Raw genomic sequence first — 18725 nt, 5'->3', positions numbered from 1 at the left:
CCGCGACACTTCCATCAGCCATCGCATTTCACTGTCAGGGGACTCCTGTGTCTGCCATGTCAGAATTCTTCATTCCCGATCCTGAGGGTCGGATCCCGAGCGCCGAAGGCTACTTCGGCGCGTTCGGCGGCAAGTTCATCCCGGAGGCGCTGGTCGCCGCCGTGGACGAGGTCGCCGCGGAGTACGAGAAGGCCAAGGCCGATCCGGCCTTCGCCGCCGAGCTGAACGACCTGATGGTCAACTACACCGGCCGGCCGAGCGCGCTCACCGAGGTCGCGCGGTTCGCCGAGCACGCGGGCGGCGCCCGGGTGTTCCTCAAGCGCGAGGACCTCAACCACACCGGCTCGCACAAGATCAACAACGTGCTGGGCCAGGCGCTGCTCACCAAGCGGATGGGCAAGACCCGCGTCATCGCCGAGACCGGCGCCGGCCAGCACGGCGTCGCCACCGCCACCGCGTGCGCGCTCTTCGGCCTCGAGTGCACCATCTACATGGGCGAGGTCGACACCAAGCGCCAGGCGCTGAACGTCGCACGGATGCGGATGCTCGGCGCCGAGGTCGTCTCCGTGACGTCCGGCAGCCGCACCCTCAAGGACGCCATCAACGAGGCGTTCCGCGACTGGGTCGCCAACGTCGACCGCACCCACTACCTCTTCGGCACGGTGGCCGGACCGCACCCCTTCCCGGCGCTGGTCCGTGACTTCCACCGGGTCATCGGCGTCGAGGCCCGCCGGCAGATCCTGGAGCGCACCGGACGGCTCCCGGACGTCGCCGTCGCCTGCGTCGGCGGTGGCTCGAACGCCATCGGGCTCTTCCACGCCTTCCTCCCCGACGCGGGCGTACGCCTCGTCGGCTGCGAGCCCGCAGGCCACGGCGTGGAGACCGGCGAGCACGCCGCGACCCTCAGCCAGGGCGAGCCCGGCATCCTGCACGGCTCCCGCTCCTACGTCCTGCAGGACGACGAGGGGCAGATCACCGAGCCGTACTCGATCTCGGCGGGACTGGACTACCCGGGCGTCGGCCCGGAGCACTCCTACCTCAAGGACACCGGCCGCGCCGAGTACCGCGCGGTCACCGACGACGACGCGATGCAGGCACTGCGCCTGCTGTCGCGCACCGAGGGCATCATCCCCGCGATCGAGAGCGCGCACGCGCTCGCCGGAGCGCTGGAGATCGGCCGCGAACTGGGCCCGGACGCCCTGCTCCTGGTGAACCTCTCCGGACGCGGCGACAAGGACATGGACACCGCGGCCCGCTACTTCGGTCTGTACGAGAACGAGAACGAGCAGGGGGAAGCCAAGTGAGCGGCAACATCGCGCTGTTGAACGCGGCCCTGGCCGCGGCGAAGGCCGAGAACCGGGCCGCGCTGGTCGGCTACCTCCCGGCCGGATTCCCCACCGTCGACGGCGGCATCGAAGCCGTCAAGGCGATGCTCGAAGGCGGCTGCGACGTCGTCGAGATCGGCCTGCCGCACAGCGACCCGGTGCTCGACGGACCGGTCATCCAGACCGCCGACGACATCGCGCTGCGCGGCGGCGTCCGGATCAAGGACGTGCTGCGCACCGTCCGCGAGGCGCACGCCGCCACCGGAGCGCCGGTGCTGGTCATGACGTACTGGAATCCCGTCGACCGGTACGGCGCCGATCGGTTCGCCGCCGACCTCGCCGAGGCGGGCGGCGCCGGCTGCATCCTGCCCGACCTGCCGGTCGAGGAGTCCGAGGTGTGGCGCAAGGCCGCGGAGCTGCACGGTCTGGCCACCGTCTTCGTGGTCGCGCCGAGCAGCCGCGACGCGCGGCTCGCCAAGATCACCGCGGTGGGCACCGGTTTCGTCTACGCGGCGTCGCTGATGGGCGTCACCGGCACCCGGGTGAGCGTCGGCGAGCAGGCGGCCGACCTCGTCCTGCGCACCCGCGCCACCACGGACCTGCCGGTCTGTGTCGGCCTGGGCGTCTCCAACCCCGAGCAGGCCGCCGAGGTCGCCGCCTTCGCGGACGGCGTCATCGTCGGCTCCGCGTTCGTCAAGCGGCTTCTGGACGCGCCCGACCTGGAAGCGGGTCTGGCCGGGGTGCGGGAGCTGGCCGGCGAGCTGGCGGCGGGCGTCCGCAAGCGCACCGGGGCGGTCCGGCAGAGCCGGTAGGACAGATCGTTTTAGTCCCTCATTAGGGCGAATCAGGACCGGGGAGGCGCAGCGGCGCCTCCCCGGTTCGTTGTCCAGGGGTGTGAGCCAGAAGAACCGTGAGGGAAAGCGCACCGCCCGTGAGGCGATGCATGGACAGCGCGAGAAGGACAAGGCGCGCGACAAACGCAAGAGGACACTGATCGTCGGCGGTGCCGTCGTCGTGGTCCTGGCGATTGCCGGGGTGGTGGCCGGGGTGCTGGCCAACCACAAGAGCGAACCGGCCAAACCGGTGGCGTCCCCCAAGGGCGCGACCGGCAACGACAACCTCGTCATTCCCACCGGCGCGGCCGACGCGCCGTCCACCCTGACCGTCTACGAGGACTTCCGCTGCCCCGGCTGCGGCATGTTCGAGAAGACCTTCCGCGACACCGTGCACTCCCTGGAGGACAGCGGCGCGCTGAAGGCCGACTACCACCTGGTGACGATCATCGACGGCAACATGGGCGGTACCGGCTCGCTGAACGCGGGCAACGCCGCCGTCTGCGCGCAGGACGCGGGCAAGTTCCGGGCGTTCCACGACGTTCTCTACGAGAACCAGCCGGACGAGCGGGAGGACAAGTTCGGGGACAAGGCGTATCTGCTGGAGCTCGCCGACAAGGTGCCGGGGCTGAAGACCGACACCTTCACCGCGTGTGTGAACAACGGCACGTACGACAGCTGGATCAAGAAGTCGGCCGCCGCCTTCGGCGGCTCCGGCTTCAGTTCCACCCCGACCGTGCTGCTCAACGGCAAGAGCGTCTACGGAAACCAGACCGACCCGCTGACCCCGGACAAGCTCAAGCAGCAGGTCGAGGCGGCCAACAAGGGCAAGAAGGCGGGCACCGTCACGCCGACCCCCACGTCCTGACACCCGTCCCGACCGCATCACGACCGCATCACGACGGCAGGGCCGTTACGCGTCCGTAGCCGGGCTGGTTGCCACTCCACCCGCCCGGCACGGTAGCGTCGGCCCTGCTATGGAGATCCTCGCTTTCATTCCCAGTCCGTCCAGCGGTGTGGTGTACCTCGGACCCATCCCGCTCCGCGGCTACGCGTTCTGCATCATCATCGGCGTCTTCGTAGCCGTCTGGCTCGGAAACAAGCGGTGGGTGGCCCGCGGTGGCCAGAAGGGGACCGTCGCGGACATCGCCGTGTGGGCGGTGCCCTTCGGACTCGTCGGCGGCCGGCTCTACCACGTCATCACCGACTACGAGCTGTACTTCGGTGACGGCAAGGACTGGGTCAACGCGTTCAAGATCTGGGAGGGCGGCCTCGGCATCTGGGGCGCGATCGCGCTCGGTGCGGTCGGCGCCTGGATCGGCTGCCGCCGCCGGGGCATCCCGCTGCCGGCCTGGGCGGACGCCCTCGCCCCGGGCATCGCGCTGGCGCAGGCCTGCGGCCGCTGGGGCAACTGGTTCAACCAGGAGCTCTACGGGCGCGCCACCGACCTGCCGTGGGCGCTGAAGATCAGCGCCACCGACAGCCACCCGGGCGGCACCTACCACCCGACGTTCCTGTACGAGTCGCTGTGGTGCGTCGGTGTCGCGCTGCTGGTGATCTGGGCGGACCGCAAGTACGGCCTCGGCCACGGCCGGGCCTTCGCGCTGTACGTCGCGTCGTACTGTGTGGGCCGCTTCTGGATCGAGTACATGCGCGTCGACGACGCCCACCACATCCTGGGTCTGCGGCTGAACGACTGGACCTCGATCGTCGTCTTCATCGGCGCCGTGGTCTACATGGTGCTGTCGGCGCGGTGGCACCCGGGCGTCGAGACGGTCGTGGAGCCGGCGGCGGCGGGCGGCGACGTGAGCCTGGACAAGGGCACCGCGGACGCGGACGCCGGGAAGAACGGCAAGGACGCCGATTCCCAGGGCTCCGACGCCGAGGATTCCGAAGCCTCGAACTCTGGCGCGAAGGTGTCGGAGAACGACGGCGCAGAGGCGTCCAAATCCTCCTGAACCCCCTCGCTCCTCCCGCGGCCGCCGGCTCTTCCGAGTCCGGCGGCCGCGGTGTTTTCGCAGGTAGGACAGCCTTTCCTAGCTGGAATGCGGCGGAATTCGCGCGTACCTTCGGGGTGTTCGCAGGGAGGGGACCGGGGCGCGTGCTCCGGTCGGAGGGAGTACCGCCACATGTCGACGGCCGTCGAGACCGACGAGAAGCCCGCGCCGTACCACGTCGCGCACCACACCCACCGGGACGTCAGCGGTGGCTGGCTGCGGCCCGCGGTGTTCGGGGCGATGGACGGACTGGTGTCGAACCTCGCGCTGATGACCGGTGTCGCCGGCGGTGACGTCGACACGAAGGTGATCGTGGTCACCGGGCTGGCGGGGCTGGCGGCCGGCGCGTTCTCGATGGCGGCGGGGGAGTACACCTCGGTGGCCTCGCAGCGCGAGCTGGTCGAGGCGGAGCTGGCCATCGAACGGCTGGAGCTGAGCCGGCACCCCAAGGACGAGCTGCGGGAGCTGGCCGCGCTGTACGTGTCCCGCGGTGTGGAGCCCGAGCTGGCGATGGAGGTGGCCCGGCAGATGTCGGCCGACCCCGAGCAGGCGCTGGAGATACACGCCCGCGAGGAACTGGGCATCGACCCGGCGGACCTGCCGTCGCCGCTGGTGGCGGCCGGCTCCTCGTTCGTGTCCTTCGCGCTCGGCGCGCTGCTGCCGGTGCTGCCCTATCTGCTGGGCGCCACGGCGCTGTGGCCCGCGCTGGTGCTGGCGCTGATCGGGCTGTTCGGCTGCGGTGCCGCGGTGGCCCGGGTGACGGCCCGCTCGTGGTGGTTCAGCGGAATCCGGCAGCTCCTGTTGGGCGGAGCGGCTGCCGGGGTTACCTTCGTACTGGGTTCATTCATCGGTACCGCCGTCGGCTGAGCCGCGTGATCGAGGCCACAAGCCTCCTGTTGTTTCCCTCTCGTTTCAGGTACCGCGCCACCGGGCATCAGACCGTGGCGCCGGGCGGGATCCGTCCCGGGCAACTCTGTAACGACATGGTCCGTAGGTACTGCGTACTCCCTGCATACACCGCACCTTGTCCACATGATGGAACTGAGTATCCGCTTCTCGAACACTCGGTCATCATGTAACCTGCACGAAATCGCAGAGGGCCAACGTCGTCCCTATTGCGCATGCCTATGACAGGCACTGCATATATGCCAATGACGACGACGGGAGAGCCGATGCGTTCCGCGTTCATGGACGGGCGACCCGCCCCGCAGGGAATGTACGACCCCCGCAACGAGCACGACGCCTGTGGCGTCGGCTTCGTGGCCACCCTGACGGGCGAGGCCAGCCACGCGCTGGTCGAGCAGGCACTGACCGTTCTGCGCAATCTGGAGCACCGCGGTGCCACCGGTTCCGAACCCGACTCGGGTGACGGCGCGGGCATCCTCCTCCAGGTCCCGGACGCGTTTCTGCGCGAAGCCGCCGGGTTCGCCCTCCCCGGGGCCGGCCACTACGCCGTAGGCATCGGATTCCTGCCCGTCGACACCGAGGACCGCACCAAGGCCGTCGACGCGATCGAGAGGATCGCCGTCGAAGAGGGCCTCAGCGTCCTCGGCTGGCGCGAGGTCCCCGTCGCGCCGCAGCTGCTGGGTGCCACGGCCCGCTCGACGATGCCGCACTTCGCCCAGCTCTTCGTCGCCGACGCCTCGGGCACCAGGTCCGGCCTGGCGCTGGACCGGCCCGCCTTCGTGCTGCGCAAGCGCGCCGAGCGCGAGGCCGACGTCTACTTCCCGTCGCTGTCCGCGCGCACGATCATCTACAAGGGCATGCTCACCACCGGGCAGCTGGAGCCGTTCTTCCCGGACCTGTCGGACCGGCGGACCGCCACCGCGATCGCCCTGGTGCACTCCCGCTTCTCCACCAACACCTTCCCGAGCTGGCCGCTGGCCCACCCGTACCGGTTCGTGGCGCACAACGGTGAGATCAACACCGTCAAGGGCAACCGCAACTGGATGCGGGCCCGCGAGTCGCAGCTCGACAGCGACCTGTTCGACGGCAGCCTGGAGCGGGTCTTCCCGGTCTGCACCCCGGGCGCCTCGGACACCGCGTCCTTCGACGAGGTGCTGGAACTGCTGCACCTCGGCGGCCGCTCGCTGCCGCACAGCGTGCTGATGATGATCCCCGAGGCATGGGAGAACCACGCCTCGATGGAGCCCGCCCGCCGCGCGTTCTACCAGTACCACTCCACGATCATGGAGCCCTGGGACGGGCCGGCCTGTGTCACCTTCACCGACGGCACCCAGGTCGGCGCGGTCCTGGACCGCAACGGTCTGCGCCCCGGCCGCTACTGGGTGACCGACGACGGCCTCGTCGTGCTCGCCTCGGAGTCCGGCGTCCTGGACATCGAGCCCGGCAAGATCGTCCGCAAGGGACGGCTGCAGCCCGGCAAGATGTTCCTCGTCGACACCGCCGAGCACCGCATCATCGAGGACGACGAGATCAAGACGGCGCTGGCCGCCGAGCACCCGTACGCGGAGTGGCTCGACGCCGGGCTGATCGCCCTGGAGGACCTGCCCGAGCGTGAGCACATCGTGCACACCCACGCCTCGGTCACCCGCCGCCAGCAGACCTTCGGCTACACCGAGGAAGAGCTGCGCGTCATCCTCGCCCCGATGGCCAAGACCGGCGGCGAGCCGCTCGGCTCCATGGGCACCGACTCGCCGATCGCGGCGCTGTCCGACCGCCCCCGGCTGCTCTTCGACTACTTCACCCAGCTCTTCGCGCAGGTCACCAACCCGCCGCTGGACGCCATCCGCGAGGAGCTCGTCACCTCGCTGATCTCCACGGTCGGCCCCGGCGGCAACCTGCTGGAGCCGTCACCGGCCTCCTGTCGCAACGTCGTGCTGCCCTTCCCGGTGATAGACAACGACGAGCTGGCCAAGCTCATCCACATCAACGCCGACGGCGACCTGCCCGGCCTCGGCGCCGCGACCCTGTCCGGCCTGTACCGGGTCGCGGGCGGCGGCGCGTCCCTCGCGGCGCGCCTCAGCGAGATCTGCGCCGAGGTCGACACCGCGATGGAGGACGGCGCGCGCCTCATCGTGCTGTCCGACCGGCACTCCGACGCCGAGCACGCGCCGATCCCGTCGCTGCTGCTCACCTCGGCCGTCCACCACCACCTGATCCGTACCAAGCAGCGCACCCAGGTCGGCCTGATCGTCGAGGCGGGCGATGTGCGCGAGGTGCACCACGTCGCGCTGCTCATCGGCTACGGTGCCGCGGCCGTCAACCCGTACCTGGCCATGGAGTCCGTCGAGGACCTGGCGCGCGCGGACACCTTCCTGCAGGGCATCGAGGCCGAGGACGCGATCCGCAACCTCATCAAGGCGCTCGGCAAGGGCGTCCTGAAGGTCATGTCCAAGATGGGCATCTCCACCGTCGCCTCCTACCGCGGCGCTCAGGTCTTCGAGGCCATCGGCCTGGACACCGAGTTCGTGGACACCTACTTCCACGGCACCGACACCAAGCTCGGCGGCTCCGGCCTCGACGTGGTCGCCCAGGAGGTCGCCGCCCGGCACGCCAAGGCCTACCCGGTCTCCGGCATCGCCGCCGCGCACCGCCGCCTCGACATCGGCGGCGAGTACCAGTGGCGCCGCGAGGGCGAGCCGCACCTGTTCGACCCGGACACGGTCTTCCGGCTGCAGCATTCCACGCGCACCCGCCGCTACGACATCTTCAAGCAGTACACCAGCCGCGTCGACGAGCAGTCGGAGCGTTTGATGACGCTGCGCGGGCTGTTCAACTTCAAGGAGGGCCGTACCCCGATCTCCATCGACGAGGTCGAGCCGGTCTCCTCGATCGTCCGGCGCTTCTCCACCGGCGCCATGTCGTACGGCTCCATCTCCATGGAGGCGCACGAGACCCTCGCCATCGCCATGAACCAGCTGGGCGGCAAGTCCAACACCGGTGAGGGCGGCGAGGACGCCGAGCGGCTCTACGACCCGGCCCGGCGCAGCGCCATCAAGCAGGTCGCCTCCGGCCGCTTCGGCGTGACCAGCGAATACCTGGTGAACTCCGACGACATCCAGATCAAGATGGCGCAGGGCGCCAAGCCCGGCGAGGGCGGCCAGCTGCCCGGCCACAAGGTCTACCCCTGGGTCGCCAAGACCCGGCACAGCACGCCCGGCGTCGGCCTGATCTCGCCGCCGCCGCACCACGACATCTACTCGATCGAGGACCTCGCCCAGCTGATCCACGACCTGAAGAACGCCAACCCCAAGGCGCGCATTCACGTCAAGCTGGTCTCCGAGGTCGGCGTCGGCACCGTCGCCGCCGGTGTCTCCAAGGCACACGCGGACGTCGTCCTGATCTCCGGCCACGACGGCGGAACGGGCGCCTCGCCGCTCACCTCGCTCAAGCACGCGGGCGGCCCCTGGGAGCTCGGCCTGGCCGAGACCCAGCAGACGCTGCTGCTCAACGGGTTGCGCGACCGTATCGTCGTGCAGACCGACGGCCAGCTCAAGACCGGCCGTGACGTCGTCATCGCCGCCCTGCTGGGCGCCGAGGAGTTCGGCTTCGCGACCGCACCGCTGGTCGTCTCGGGCTGCATCATGATGCGCGTCTGCCACCTGGACACCTGCCCGGTCGGCGTCGCCACCCAGAACCCGGTGCTGCGCGAGCGCTTCAGCGGCAAGGCCGAGTACATCGTCAACTTCTTCGAGTTCATCGCCGAAGAGGTCCGCGAGATCCTCGCCGAGCTGGGCTTCCGCACCATCGAGGAGGCCGTCGGCCACGCCGAGCTCATCGACGCCGGCCGCGCCGTCGACCACTGGAAGGCGCAGGGCCTGGACCTGGCCCCGCTGCTGTACGTGCCGGAGCTGCCCGACGGCGCGGTCCGGCACCAGGTAACGGTGCAGGACCACGGTCTGGAGAAGGCGCTCGACAACACGCTGATCCAGCTCGCCGAGGAGGCGCTGGCCACCGGCGCCCCGGTCCGTATCCAGCTCCCGATCCGCAACGTCAACCGCACGGTCGGCACCATGCTCGGCCACGAGGTGACGAAGAAGTACGGTGGCGCGGGCCTGCCCGAGGACACCATCGACGTCACCCTGACCGGCTCCGCCGGCCAGTCGTTCGGCGCCTTCCTCCCCCGGGGCATCACGCTCCGCCTGGAGGGCGACGCCAACGACTACGTCGGCAAGGGCCTGTCCGGTGGCCGCGTCATCGTCCGCCCGGACCGCGGTGCCGACCACCTCGCCGAGTTCTCCACCATCGCGGGCAACACCATCGCGTACGGTGCGACCGGCGGCGAGCTGTTCCTGCGCGGCCGGACCGGCGAACGGTTCTGCGTCCGCAACTCCGGTGCCACCGTCGTCTCGGAGGGCGTGGGCGACCACGGCTGCGAGTACATGACCGGCGGCCGGGCCGTCGTCCTGGGCGAGACGGGCCGCAACTTCGCGGCCGGCATGTCCGGCGGTATCGCGTACGTCCTGGACCTCGACCCGGACAACGTCAACACCGGCATGGTCAATGTCGAGGCGCTCGACGCCGAGGACATCACGTGGCTGCACGATGTCGTGCGCCGCCACCAGGAGGAGACCGGCTCCACCGTCGCCGAGAAGCTGCTCGGCGACTGGGGAACCACCCTCACCCGCTTCGGCAAGGTCATGCCGAGGGACTACAAGGCAGTGCTCGCCGCCAAGAACGCCGCCGAGCAGGCCGGACTCTCCGAGTCCGAGACCACCGCGAAGATGATGGAGGCGGCTAATGGCTGACCCCAAGGGCTTCCTCACCACGCCCCGCCAGCTGTGCGACCGGCGTCCCGTCGAGGAGCGCAAGCAGGACTGGAACGAGGTCTACATCCCCGGCGGGCTGTTGCCGATCATCAGCAAGCAGGCCGGCCGCTGCATGGACTGCGGTATCCCGTTCTGCCATAACGGCTGTCCGCTCGGAAACCTCATCCCCGAGTGGAACGACTACGCCTACCGCGAGGACTGGACCGCGGCCAGCGAGCGGCTGCACGCGACCAACAACTTCCCGGAGTTCACCGGGCGGCTGTGCCCCGCGCCCTGCGAGTCCGCCTGTGTGCTGGGCATCAACCAGGACGCCGTCACCATCAAGAATGTCGAAGTCACCATCATCGACAAGGCCTGGGACAGCGGTGACGTGACGCCGCAGCCGCCGGAGCGGCTGTCCGGCAAGACCGTCGCCGTCATCGGCTCGGGCCCGGCCGGTCTGGCCGCCGCCCAGCAGCTGACCCGCGCCGGCCACACGGTCGCGGTGTACGAGCGCGCCGACCGCATCGGCGGCCTGCTGCGCTACGGCATCCCCGAGTTCAAGATGGAAAAGCGGCACATCAACCGCCGTATCGAGCAGATGCGCGCCGAGGGCACCAAGTTCCGCACCGGTGTCCAGATCGGCACCGACCTGCTGGGCGACAAGCTCAAGAAGCGTTATGACGCCGTCGTCATCGCCGCCGGCGCCACCCAGGCCCGCGATCTGCCGGTGCCCGGCCGTGAGCTCGGCGGCATCCACCAGGCGATGGAGTACCTGCCGCTCGCCAACAAGGTGCAGGAGGGCGACTTCGTCGCTCCGCCGATCACCGCCGAGGGCAAGCACGTGGTCGTCATCGGCGGCGGCGACACCGGTGCCGACTGCGTCGGCACCGCCCACCGCCAGGGCGCGGCCTCGGTCACCCAGCTGGAGATCATGCCGCGGCCGTCCGACGACCGCCCGGAGAACCAGCCCTGGCCGACGATGCCGATGACGTACAAGGTCACCTCGGCGCACGAGGAGGGCGGCGAGCGCGTCTACGCCGTCAACACCGTGAAGTTCGAGGGCGACGAGGACGGCAACGTCCAGTCGCTGCACCTGGTCGAGGTGGTGTTCCAGGACGGGAAGTTCGTGCCGCAGCCGGGCACCGAGCGCTCCATCCCGGCCCAGCTCGTCACGCTGGCCATGGGCTTCACCGGCACCGACCAGAAGAACGGCCTGATCGACCAGCTCGGCCTGGAACTGGACGCGCGCGGCAACATCGCCCGCGACCAGGACTACGCGACCAACGTCGGCGGCGTGTTCGTCGCCGGTGACGCGGGCCGCGGCCAGTCGCTCATCGTGTGGGCCATCGCCGAGGGCCGCTCGGCCGCCAGCGCGGTGGACCGCTTCCTGACCGGCGCCAGCACCCTGCCGTCCCCGGTCCGCCCGACGGACCGCCCGGTCTCCGTCTGATCCGCACCACCCCGAGCTGTCCCGCACAACGAAGTGCGGAACATGACGCGGCGCCTGCCCACCCCGACCACGGGGGCAGGCGCCGCGCACCTTTTCCGGACCCGCCGGCCGATCTCAGGTGTCGCACTCCAGCACCGTCCGGCAGAGCGTGCAGCGGGCGGTGACGCGGCCGCGCACCGGGACCCGGATCCGCTGATGGCAGGTGGGGCAGGGGAAGGAGACCCGCGGCGGGTTCGTCGCCTCGAAGGAGTAGCCGCCCAGCGGTGCCGCGGGCTGCGCGGTGCCCGCGCGCCGGTCCCTGGCGTAGCGCCGCCGGGCCGTCCAGCCGGCGGCGAGCAGCGGCGGCTGCCGCCGCTCCTGCTCGGCGAGGACCAGCCCGGCCCGGTAGGCGTCACGCGCCAGCGGGCTGCTGAACCACGGCTCGATGTCGTCGCCGAAGACCAGCGCCCGCTTCGCGAGCACATAGCCGTACTCCTCCGGCGTCAGATAGCCCAGCTTGTACGCGGACATCATCAGCCGGTCCTCCCGGATCGCCGGCTCCTCCCGGTACGAGTCCAGCAGCAGCCAGCCCGCCCCGAGGAACGCCGTCGCGGTGTCGGTCAGGATCTCGTTGTCGCGGGTGCCGGGCAGTTCCAGACCGAGCCGGTGCAGGTAGACGTGCATGACCTCGTGCGCCAGCGCCGCGCCCACATCGCGGCGGTCCGTCTTGAAGCGGGAGTGCAGCTCGACGAAGTACTCGGGGCCCGCCGCCAGTTCGACACTGCCCGCGTGCACCATGTCGCGGAACCCCACCACCATCCGGGCGTCCGGCAGCCGGAAGTGCTGCAGCATCACACGCGCCACGCGCTGCGCCCCCAGATACGGGTCCTCGTCCGGCGGGAACTCCACCGACTCCGGGCGCACGCTCGCCGGGTACTGCTCGACCGTGTCGGCGGACAGCCGCCGGTACAGCGCGGTGAGCGAGCTCTGGATCGTGGCCAGGTGCGGGAACCCGTGCTCGATCTCGGTCACAGCCATCTCCCCCCGCCGGCCACCGTGCGGACCGGTGGCCTTTCGAGATTACGCGTCCGCACCGGGGGAGACGCGGAAACCACTGGTGGTGCCTCCGTGCGGGGGCACAAAGATCGCGGGACCGTACGGTGTGCCCGCTCTGCGGTTGCGGGGGCCGAGGACCCCCGGTCCCATGGAGGAACACGGGAACCCGGGACCGGCCCGAAGGGAACGCATGACGATCAGCGTGGTCATCGCCGATGACCAGGAGATGGTCAGGACCGGTTTCCGGATGATCCTGGACAGCGAGCCGGACATCGACGTCGTCGCCGATGTCGTCGACGGTGAGGCCGCCCTCGACGCCGCCCGCCGGCTGCACCCCGACGTCTGCCTCCTCGACATCCGGATGCCGGGACTCGACGGCCTGGAAGTGACCCGGCTGCTGTGCGCCCCCGAGGTGGTCCGGCCGCCCCGCGTCGTCATCGTCACCACCTTCGACCTGGACGAATACGTGCACACCGCGCTGCGCAACGGCGCCTGCGGCTGCCTGCTCAAGGACTCCAGCCCCGCCATGCTCGTCGAGGCGGTGCGGGCCGCCGCGGTCGGCGACTCGCTGATCTCGCCCGCCATCACCGTGCGGCTGCTGCGCGACATGGCACCGGCCGCCGGCTCGCCGGGGGCCGGTCCCGTACGGCAGCCCGCCGAGCCGCTCACCGAACGCGAGCAGGACGTCGTGCGGTGCCTGGCCCGCGGTATGACGAACGCGGAGATCGCCTCCGAGCTGTTCGTGTCCCTCTCCACCGTCAAGACCCACCTGGGCCATGTGCAGATCAAGCTCGAGGCCCGCAACCGGGTCGAGATCGCGGCCTGGGCGTGGGAGAGCGGGCTGGCCGCCGGGCCGGGAGGCGGGCCCGCGTGAACAATCTGCCCGGGTGGGCGGTCCGGCACCCGGGGCTGGCCGTCGCGGCCAAGATCACGCTCTGCGCGGTGCTGCTGTTCCTGGTCAGCTTCGAGGGCGTGGTCCTCGCCCAGCAGCCGAGCCGCCCGCACGCGATCGTCTGGGCCGCGGGCATCATCGTCTGCCTGTGCGTCGTGCCCTACACCCGCGTCCCGCTCGTCCCCCGGGCCTGCGTGGCCGTCGCCGTCTCCTGGACCGCCTCGATCATCCTCATGGCGGGGGAGCACCCGGAGGTCACCTGGGGCCTGGGCGAGGGCATCGCCCTGCTCGTGCTGCTCGCCGCCGTGGTGCAGCGCTGCCCCGCCCGCACGGCGGCGATCCTCGGACCGATGCTGGGCGTCGCCTGCGTCACCGCCCCCATGCGGGACGTCAGCCCCGGCGCCTTCACCGTCCTGTACGGGGTGCTGACCGTCCTCGTCACCGCGTACTCCCTCATCCAGCGCCAGCAGGCCGGCCAGCGCGTCAACGACCTCGCCGCCGTCCGCTCAGCCGAGCGCCTGGAACTCGCCCGCGAACTGCACGACCTCGTCGCGCACCACGTCACCGGCATCGCCGTCCAGGCGCGCGCCGCCCGCTACACGGGGGTGTCGGGCGAGCAGGCGGACGCCACCTTCGCCCGTATCGAGAACTCCTCGGGCGAGGCGCTCGCGGCGATGCGGCGGCTGGTGCGGGTGCTGCGCGAAGGCGCCGCCGAGACCACGCCGGTCGCCGGCATCGTCCAGGTCAGGGAGCTGGCCGAGGCCTTCTCCGAGGTCGGGCCGCCCGTCGTGCTGTACGTGGAGCGGGGTCTGGACGAACGGATCCCCTCGGACGTCGCCGCCGGAGTGCACCGCATCGTCCGCGAGGCGCTCACCAACATCCGCAAGCACGCCGCCGACGCCACCGCCGTCCGCATCGGCCTGCGCTCCGTGCCCGCGGGGCTCGAACTGCGCATCACCGACGACGGCACCGGCGCCGCCCGCCTCTCCGCGCAGGCGTTCGGCGGCGGCTACGGCCTGGTCGGGCTCCAGGAGCGTGCCGAGGCGCTGGGCGGCGAACTCACCGCGGGCCCGGCCCCCGAGGGCGGCTGGCAGATCCTGGCGACGCTGTCACTCGACGCGTGAACCCGCCGGCCGCGCGGACCCGGCCGGAAGCGTGCACCCGGCGGATGCGCGGGCAGTCGATTCCGGCCCGACCCATGAGTCCAACAGCGGCCCACCTTTGTCCATGGGCGCGCCGGGTCCCCGCGACGCAAGGTGTAGGGCGATCGACCTGTGAAGCAGCTGTACAGCCGGTGGTCACCGGCTGTGCCGCCCACGGCAACCGGCGGTGCGTCCAGCAGCACCGCCATGCCGTGGCGATGCCGTAGTTATGCCGTAGTGAGGAGTGCGATGTCCGCCCCCGACACCAGCATGGAAGCCGGTCCCAGCCGCCGCGCGGTGGTGCTCTCCACCGCAGCCGCCGGACTGGCCGCGGCGCTCGTCCCCGGACAGGGCAGCGCCGCCGCCGCGACGGCCGCCGCGGGCCGAGCGGTGATCCGCTCGGCGCAGCTGGACGTCCGCGTCCACACCGCCTTCCCCGGCATCGCCTCCTACACCGACCGCGGCACCGGCGCCGTCATCCACGGCGCGCCCGCCCCCGCGAGCACCGTCCTCATCGACGGCGCCGTCCACACCCCGCAGGTCACCAGCGCGGTCCGCGCCCACCGCATCGCGTACACCCTCACTTTCGACGGCGGGACGCGCATCGAAGCGCAGATCGCCGTCGACGGCTGGACCGCCGAATTCCGTGTCACCGCCATCGCCGACACCGACAGCCTGCGCGTGGGCACCCTGCAGATCCCCGGACTGCGGCTGCTGAGCGTGCGCAGCGACCAGCCGGGGGCCACCCTGCTCGCCGCGAAGCTGCAGCTCGACAAGGCCACCAGCGGCGACACCCTGGTCCGCGTCACCGCCACCACACCCGCCGAGGCGGCGGCCACCGGCTGCGCGTACGCGGTCGTCGCCACCGACGCGCTCGGCGCCGCGATCGAGAGCAACACCGTCTACGACAAGCCGGTCGGCGCGCAGGGCACCACCTGGGAGAACGGCCGCTTCTGGCGGCAGACCCTGGCCGGCGACGGCTGGATCGAATCCGGGCTGGCGCCCGGCCAGTGGACGTACCGGGCCGCCGGCGCCGCCACCACCGACACCGAGCCGCTGCCGTACGCCAAGGTCATCGTCACCCGGGACCGCAACGGCGACGGGAAGGCCGACTGGCAGGACGCGGCGATCGCACTGCGGGACATCGCCGTCACCCCGCTCGGCGCCGACACCCAGCACCTGCGGGTCGTCCCGCACATCCCGTTCAACTTCGCCAGCCAGGCCACCAACCCGTTCCTGGCCACCCTCGACAACGTCAAGCGGATCTCCCTGGCCACCGACGGGCTGCGGCAGTTCACCCTCCTCAAGGGCTACCAGTCCGAGGGCCACGACTCCGCGCACCCCGACTACGGCGGCAACTACAACCGGCGTGCGGGCGGCCTCGCCGACCTCAACACCCTCGTCGCCCGCGGCGCCCGCTGGAACAGCGACTTCGCCGTCCACGTCAACGCCACCGAGTCCTACCCGGTGGCCAACGCCTTCTCCGACCAGCTCGTCGACAAGACCGACCAGCAGTGGGACTGGCTCGACCAGTCCTATCGGATCAACGCCCGCCGCGACCTGATCAGCGGCGACATCGCCGCCCGCTTCCAGCAGCTGCGCGACGAGACCCACCCGGCGCTCAACACGATCTACCTCGACGTGTTCCGCGAGTCGGGCTGGACCTCCGACCGGCTCCAGCGCCATCTGCGCGCCCAGGGCTGGAACGTCACCAGCGAATGGGGCCACGGCCTGGAGCGCTCCTCCCTGTGGTCGCACTGGGCGAACGAGACCGACTACGGCGGCGACACCTCGCGCGGCATCAACTCGCAGCTCATCCGCATGGTGCGGCACCATCAGAAGGACGTCTTCGCCGACAAGTGGCCGCTGCTGGGCACCGCCAAGCTCGGCACCTTCGAGGGCTGGGTCGGCAAGACCGACTGGAACGCCTTCTACCGCACCGTCTGGACGGAGAACCTGCCCGCCAAGTACCTCCAGGCGTACCCGATCAGCACCTGGACCGACCACGAGATCACCTTCTCCGGACCCACCGCCACCTCGGTGACCGACGCCGACGGCACGAAGACCATCACCACCGACGGCCGCACCGTCTACCGCGGCGGCAGCTACCTGCTGCCCTGGGAGCCGCGGCAGGCCAAAAACCCGCCGAAGCTCTACCACTACAACCCGGCGGGCGGCGCCTCCACCTGGCGGCTGCCGGCCGGCTGGGCGGCGGCCCGCACCGTCAGCCTCTACCGCCTCACCGACCAGGGCCGCCGCTTCGAAGGCGACCTGCCGGTCCGGTCCGGCTCCGTCACCGTGCCCGCCGAGGCCGGACAGCCCTACGTCGTGTACCGCGACCGGGCGCCCCGCCAGGCCGCCCCCGGCTGGGGCGAGGGCACCGTGATCCACGACCCCGGCTTCCACTCCGGCCGGCTCGACGACTGGCACGTCAACGGGCCGGCGACCGTCGTCCGCAACCCCATCGGCGACTACGAACTCGTCATCGGCGCCGGCCCCGCCGCCTTCGTCGGCCAGCGCCTGACGCGGCTGCGGCCCGGCAGCTACGCGGCCTCCGTCCAGGTCGAGGTCGGCGCCACCGCGGGGGAGCGGCGCAGGGCGGCCCTGGAGGTCCGTACCGCCGACGGCGTCACCGCCGTCAACTGGACCGACACCTCCACCGCGGGCAACTACGTCGCCGCCGACCGCAAGCACGGCTCCCGCATGCAGCGGATGTTCACCTGGTTCACCGTCCCCGAAGGCGGCGGCCCGGTCACCCTCGCCCTGCGCGCCGACGAGGGAGCGGCCCGCGTCACCTTCGACAACGTCCGTGTCGTCGCCGCCCTCCCCACCCGCAGCCCCGGCGCCCTCGTCCACGAGGACTTCGAGAACGTCCCCCAGGGCTGGGGCGCCTTCGTCAAGGGCGACGCAGGCGACGTCACCGACCCCCGCACCCACATCGCGCAGCGGCACTCCCCGTTCACCCAGGCCGGCTGGAACGGCAAGGTGATCGACGACATCATCGACGGCACCCAGTCCCTCAAGTCCCGCGGCGAGAACGACGGGCTGATCTACCGGACCGTCCCGCACACCGCCCGCTTCGCCCCCGGCCGCCGCTACCGCGTCACGTTCCGCTACGAGAACGAGGAAGCCGGCCAGTACGCCTGGATCACCGCCACCGACCGCCCGGAAACCACCGAACTGTCCCGGACGCTGCTGCCCGCCGCCCGGACGCCCGCCACCCACAGCTATGAGTTCACCGCCCCCGCCGACGGCGACGCCTGGGTGGGGCTGCGCAAGGCCGGCGACAGCGGCACCGCCGAGTTCTCCCTCGACACCTTCACCGTCACGGACCTCGGTCCTGCATAACACCCCAAACCGCCAGGGGGCCGGGGGCGTGGCCCCGACCCCCTGGCCAGCACCGCACTCCATGAGCCAAGATCAGTCCTCGATGTTCCACACATGGATGCGCTACTTCTCCCCGAACCCGGTCCACCACCGGCTCGGCCTGGTATGCCTCGGCGTCGGCATGCAGCACGGAGCGCTGCCCACCGTCGGGCCGCGCACCATCGACCACCACGTCGCCGTCGTCATCAGCGCCGGCTCCGGCTGGTTCCGGCACCGCGGCGGCGACGCCGTGGAGATCACCGCGCCCACCCTGCTGTGGCTCACCCCCGACGCCGAACACCACTACGCGCCGCACCCCGGCAGCGGCTGGGACGAGAGCTTCGTCGACTTCACCGGACCGGCCGCCGCCACCTACACCGAACTCGGCTACATCGAGCCCGACCGGCCCCTCGTCCCGCTCAGCGACACCACGGGACCGCGCGCCGTCATCGCCCGCATCGCCCGCGCGGCCCGCCCCGGAAACCCGCTCCTGGAAGTCGAGAGCTCCGCCGCCGTCCATGAACTCCTCGTCGCCCTGCGCCGCGCCCGCGCCGACACCACCGGCGACGGCGACCGGGTGCTCGACGCCCTCGCCCGCGACGCGTTCCTGCCGCTGACCATCGCGGAACACGCCGCCCGGCACGGCATGACGCTGGCCGAACTGCGCGCCGCGGTCCGCCGCAGCGCCGGCTGCAGCCCCACGGACTACCTGCTCGGCATCCGGCTCGGCCGCGCCAAGGAACTCCTCGCCGCCACCGACCTGCCGGTCGCCGCCGTCGCCCGCCGCGTCGGCTACGAGGACCCCGCCTACTTCAGCCGGCTGTTCACCCGCCGGGTCGGCGCCGCCCCCGTACGCTTCCGCGAACAGCAGTACCGCACCGTCCCCGGCGGCTGGTCCACCGACCACCTCGACCCCCGGAAGATCACCCGGCAGGCCGCAGATCACCCCGGGCCGTGACCTGGACCACCTC

12 protein-coding genes are annotated in these 18725 nt (G+C 71.2%); 11 read left to right on the top strand and 1 reads right to left on the bottom strand.

Features of this window, described 5'->3' with window-relative positions; genetic code table 11:
- The first annotated feature begins 56 nt into the window (after positions 1-56).
- The 7 genes from trpB to O3W51_RS32715 all read left to right on the top strand — a co-directional run bounded on the left by trpB (position 57) and on the right by O3W51_RS32715 (position 11319).
- Complete coding sequence (gene trpB / locus O3W51_RS32745) at positions 57-1304, top strand: tryptophan synthase subunit beta (RefSeq protein ID WP_138358677.1); 1248 nt, start codon at positions 57-59, stop codon at positions 1302-1304.
- The gene (gene trpA, locus O3W51_RS32740; protein WP_138358675.1) at positions 1301-2137 is read left to right on the top strand and encodes a tryptophan synthase subunit alpha; all 837 of its coding nucleotides are present in this window, start codon (positions 1301-1303) and stop codon (positions 2135-2137) included. The genes trpB and trpA overlap by 4 nt, the downstream gene beginning before the upstream one ends.
- Positions 2138-2219: 82 nt before the next feature.
- Positions 2220-3026, top strand: a complete 807-nt coding sequence (locus O3W51_RS32735) for a DsbA family protein (protein WP_138358674.1) — start codon at positions 2220-2222, stop codon at positions 3024-3026.
- A 109-nt stretch (positions 3027-3135) separates the two neighbouring features.
- Positions 3136-4116: a prolipoprotein diacylglyceryl transferase gene (lgt, locus tag O3W51_RS32730; protein ID WP_138358672.1), complete on the top strand. Its 981-nt coding sequence runs from the start codon at positions 3136-3138 to the stop codon at positions 4114-4116.
- Positions 4117-4287: 171 nt separating this feature from the next.
- Positions 4288-5022 carry a VIT1/CCC1 transporter family protein gene (locus tag O3W51_RS32725; protein ID WP_138358671.1) on the top strand — a complete coding sequence of 245 codons (735 nt, stop codon included), beginning with the start codon at positions 4288-4290 and terminating at the stop codon, positions 5020-5022.
- A 305-nt stretch (positions 5023-5327) separates the two neighbouring features.
- A complete protein-coding gene (gene gltB, locus O3W51_RS32720; protein ID WP_138358669.1) occupies positions 5328-9866 on the top strand; it encodes a glutamate synthase large subunit in 4539 nt (1512 codons plus the stop codon).
- Entirely contained in the window at positions 9859-11319 is a 1461-nt protein-coding gene (locus O3W51_RS32715) for a glutamate synthase subunit beta (protein ID WP_138358668.1), read from the top strand. The genes gltB and O3W51_RS32715 overlap by 8 nt, the downstream gene beginning before the upstream one ends.
- Positions 11320-11433: 114 nt before the next feature.
- Here the strand turns inward: O3W51_RS32715 and O3W51_RS32710 are convergent, their stop codons facing one another.
- Positions 11434-12330: a hypothetical protein gene (locus tag O3W51_RS32710; protein ID WP_381587666.1), complete on the bottom strand. Its 897-nt coding sequence runs from the start codon at positions 12328-12330 to the stop codon at positions 11434-11436.
- A gap of 214 nt (positions 12331-12544) precedes the next feature.
- Between O3W51_RS32710 and O3W51_RS32705 the strand changes: the two genes are divergently transcribed.
- From O3W51_RS32705 to O3W51_RS32690, 4 genes are all read left to right on the top strand, one after another.
- Positions 12545-13228 (top strand): response regulator, encoded by a 684-nt coding sequence (locus tag O3W51_RS32705; RefSeq protein ID WP_269287994.1) that lies wholly within the window; start codon positions 12545-12547, stop codon positions 13226-13228.
- Positions 13225-14370, top strand: a complete 1146-nt coding sequence (locus tag O3W51_RS32700) for a sensor histidine kinase (protein ID WP_307811231.1) — start codon at positions 13225-13227, stop codon at positions 14368-14370. Before O3W51_RS32705 ends, O3W51_RS32700 begins: the two co-directional genes overlap by 4 nt.
- A 267-nt stretch (positions 14371-14637) precedes the next feature.
- A complete protein-coding gene (locus O3W51_RS32695) occupies positions 14638-17736 on the top strand; it encodes an endo-alpha-N-acetylgalactosaminidase family protein (RefSeq protein ID WP_138358663.1) in 3099 nt (1032 codons plus the stop codon).
- An 82-nt stretch (positions 17737-17818) separates the two neighbouring features.
- Positions 17819-18712: a helix-turn-helix domain-containing protein gene (locus O3W51_RS32690; RefSeq protein WP_269287996.1), complete on the top strand. Its 894-nt coding sequence runs from the start codon at positions 17819-17821 to the stop codon at positions 18710-18712.
- Positions 18713-18725 lie beyond the last annotated feature (13 nt).

It is taken from the genome of Streptomyces sp. H39-C1 (assembly GCF_027158125.1).
GTDB classification, from domain to species: Bacteria; Actinomycetota; Actinomycetes; order Streptomycetales; family Streptomycetaceae; genus Actinacidiphila; species Actinacidiphila fildesensis.
Note: the sequence above shows the minus strand (reverse complement) of the source record. Positions and strands in the feature narration are given on the sequence as shown.